A 2999-nucleotide genomic window follows, 5' to 3' on the forward strand; every position below is an offset into this window, starting at 1 on the left:
CCGCGGCCACGGCCGTGGCCGGCTCGTACGTCGGCAGCGCTGCGGCGAGCTTGACGTCCCGCACCACCGGCACCGAACCCTGCTGCGCCGCGGAGACGGCGCCCTCGCTCGCATCCACGCACACCAGCGAACCGTCCGTGGTCACCAGGTACAGCCGCTCGTCGTGGTACTGCATCGACAGAGCGGAACCACCGCCGGTGCCGAGCTTCCACAGGCGGGTGCCGTCCTGGTCGAAGCAGTAGACGGACGAGGCCGCATCGCCCGCGAAGACGAACTGCCCCCCGGGTGAGGTGGCGCACGAGTACACCGCGCTGTCGCACGCGTACGTGGCCTCGATCGTGCCGGTCCCCTTCGACAGCCGCTGGACCACCTTGTGGGCGGTGCCCACGTATACCGCATCGTCCTCTTGCCAGCCGAACAGGACGCCGCCCCGCGTGGATGTATGCCACAACTCCCCGCCACCGTCCGGCGCGTAGGCCGTGACTCCCCGGTGGTGGCCGTGGTAGACGGCTCGGTCGTCCGCTCGGACCATCCAGGCGTGCTCACCCTGGCTGCGCCGGGACCATTGGTGCTCGTCCTCGTGGTCGATGACGGTGAGTCGGCCCTCGCGGTCGGAGACGTCCAGGACGCCCTCGTGGATGTCGAGCCAGAAGATGTCGACGTCCGCTGCGATGTCATAGGCGGCGAAAGGCAGCTTGGAGGACAGGTCGTACACCTTGCCGTCGTCACAGCCGGCGTAGATCCAGAAGTCGTCGGCCACCAGGCACTTCACGCCGTCCGGCAGACTGAAGCGCGCCAGCGTGTGGCCGTCGTGGTCCAGGGTGTACACGTCACCCGCCTGGTTGCCGACCCAGCAGCGCTCGCCGTCGACATGGATACCGAACGCCGAAGAGCCGGTGGCGAACCGCCACAGCACCGGAGCGACGGCACGCGCGGTGGACGGCGCCGACGCCACCTGACGCCGGGTCACCGCACGCGGGGCACGCTGCCCCGCAACCGCCGGAGCATATCCCCTGCGGACCTTTTCACCGACCTTCTTCGCTGCCGCGGCCTGCGCCTTCTCCGCCGACGGGAACGTCGTCGTCTGGCTCTGGCCGCCAGCGCCGATCCGCCCGTAACGCACTGTCACCACCAGCCCGTCGACGGTCACTTCGTAGAACTTGTGCGCACCGCCACCCTCCTGCGACAACTCCAGATACGTCGTCGACCCCGCGGACCCGGCAGACATGGCACACCCCTCCCCACAGTGGGCCCGTGGCCTCTCCAGCGGATCCCACTGCACACACCGTAGGAGGAGCCACTGACATTGATCCTGATACTCAGGTTCCGGTGGTCGTGCCTCTGCCACTGACTGACGTCCTGCTGGACTGTCTTCTGGTTGTTCTGTCCGGCCGCTGGGACCTGTTCTCATGGCTCCGGCCGGGCGGAACATGACCTGATAGGAGCTTGGTCCAGAAGCCCCTTCAATGTCCTGTCTGCGCCACCCGGCCGGCCCTCACCTTCGGCTGGGAAGGCACCATCAGCATGGCATCAGCGGTCGTGGACAACACGGCAGAGCAGGAAGTGGTCGGCGGGGTCGACTCCCACACAGACACCCTCCATGTCGCGGTCATCAGCGACAACGGCGGCCATCTCGCGGACGCGGAGTTCACCACCACTGCCGCTGGATACGCTGCGGCCCTGGCCTTCCTGAGCGCGCACGGCCACGTGATCGCCATCGGAGTGGAGGGCACCTCGTCCTACGGAGCCGGATTCACCCGCGCCGCCCGCGAGGCGGGGCTTCATGTCGTGGAGGTCAACCGACCCGACCGGGCCGAACGCCGCCGCATCGGCAAGTCCGACCCCATCGACGCCTACGCCGCAGCCCGCGCCGCCCTGTCCGGACGAGCCCACGCCGCACCCAAGGACGACACAATCGCGGGCACACGCGCCCTGCACAACGCCGCCCGCTCCGCCATCAAGGCCCGCACCGCAGCCCTGAACCAGATCAGCAGCCTTCTCATCACCGCTCCCGACACCATCCGCGCCAAGTACGGCCGGCTCAAAGGAACGGACCGCACCGACGCCCTCGCCCGGCTGCGGCCCGCCGGGGACGCGGTCCACACCGCGGTCCACACCGCGGTCCACACCGCGGTCCTCACCGCGCTCAAAAGCCTCGCCCGACGCGTCAGGGAGCTGACCGCCGAACACCAGACCCTGGTCAAGGCACTGGGCAGCCTGGTGACCCTCCACAACCCCGGCCTGCGAGCCGCCCACGGAGTCGGCCCCGACACCGCGGCCCAGCTGCTCGTCGCCGCCGGAGGCAACCCCGATCGCATGAGCACCGAGGCTTCCTTCGCCGCCCTCTGCGGAGCCGCGCCCGTCCCCGCCTCCAGCGGCCGGACCAACCGCCACCGCCTCTCACGAGGCGGCGACCGGCAAGCAAACGCAGCCCTCTACCGCGTCGCCCTGGTCCGCATGTCCAGCGACTCCCGCACCCGCGAGTACGTGGCAAGCCAGACCGCCGCAGGACGGACGAAGAAAGAGATCATCCGGCTGTTGAAACGGGCCATCGCCCGAGAGATGTTCCGCTGCCTGACCACCACGGTCCCCGTCCCCGGCATCGCCGATCTACGGCCCCTGCGGCAAACCAAGAACATCACCCTGACCGCCGCAGCCCGCCACTTCGGCCTCTGGCCGGCCACCATCTCCGCCCTCGAACGCGGGATCCGCCGAGACGACGACCTCGCCCACTCCTACCGCAACTGGCTCCAAGCCGCTTGACAGGCAATAGGAGCATCAATCACTCCACTCCGCAGGACCCGGCAGACGTAGACAGGCGAGCGGTTCCGCTTCCAGGCCCCGGGCAGGCACCCGAAACCCTCCACAATCCGCACAACCAAGACGCCGCCCCGTGGCGACGGGGCGGGTCACCGCCACCCGCTCCCACGGCCTGCCCCTCTACCCCGGTCCAAGGCATTGACCTGCACCTGACGGGTGGGACTGTAAGACGTTCGGTG

Annotated in this window: 2 protein-coding genes; one reads left to right on the forward strand and one right to left on the reverse strand. The window is 69.2% G+C overall.

The features are described 5' to 3' along the window. Window positions 1-1228, reverse strand: a 1228-nt coding sequence (locus tag AOK15_RS39405) for a WGR domain-containing protein (RefSeq protein ID WP_240508806.1), incomplete at its 3' end; no start/stop codon positions are given. A 296-nt stretch (window positions 1229-1524) separates the two neighbouring features. Between AOK15_RS39405 and AOK15_RS39410 the strand changes: the two genes are divergently transcribed. Next, window positions 1525-2763, forward strand: a complete 1239-nt coding sequence (locus tag AOK15_RS39410) for an IS110 family RNA-guided transposase (RefSeq protein WP_055523835.1) — start codon at window positions 1525-1527, stop codon at window positions 2761-2763. Window positions 2764-2999 lie beyond the last annotated feature (236 nt).

Source organism: Streptomyces ossamyceticus, from assembly GCF_001418475.1.
GTDB classification, from domain to species: Bacteria; Actinomycetota; Actinomycetes; order Streptomycetales; family Streptomycetaceae; genus Streptomyces; species Streptomyces ossamyceticus.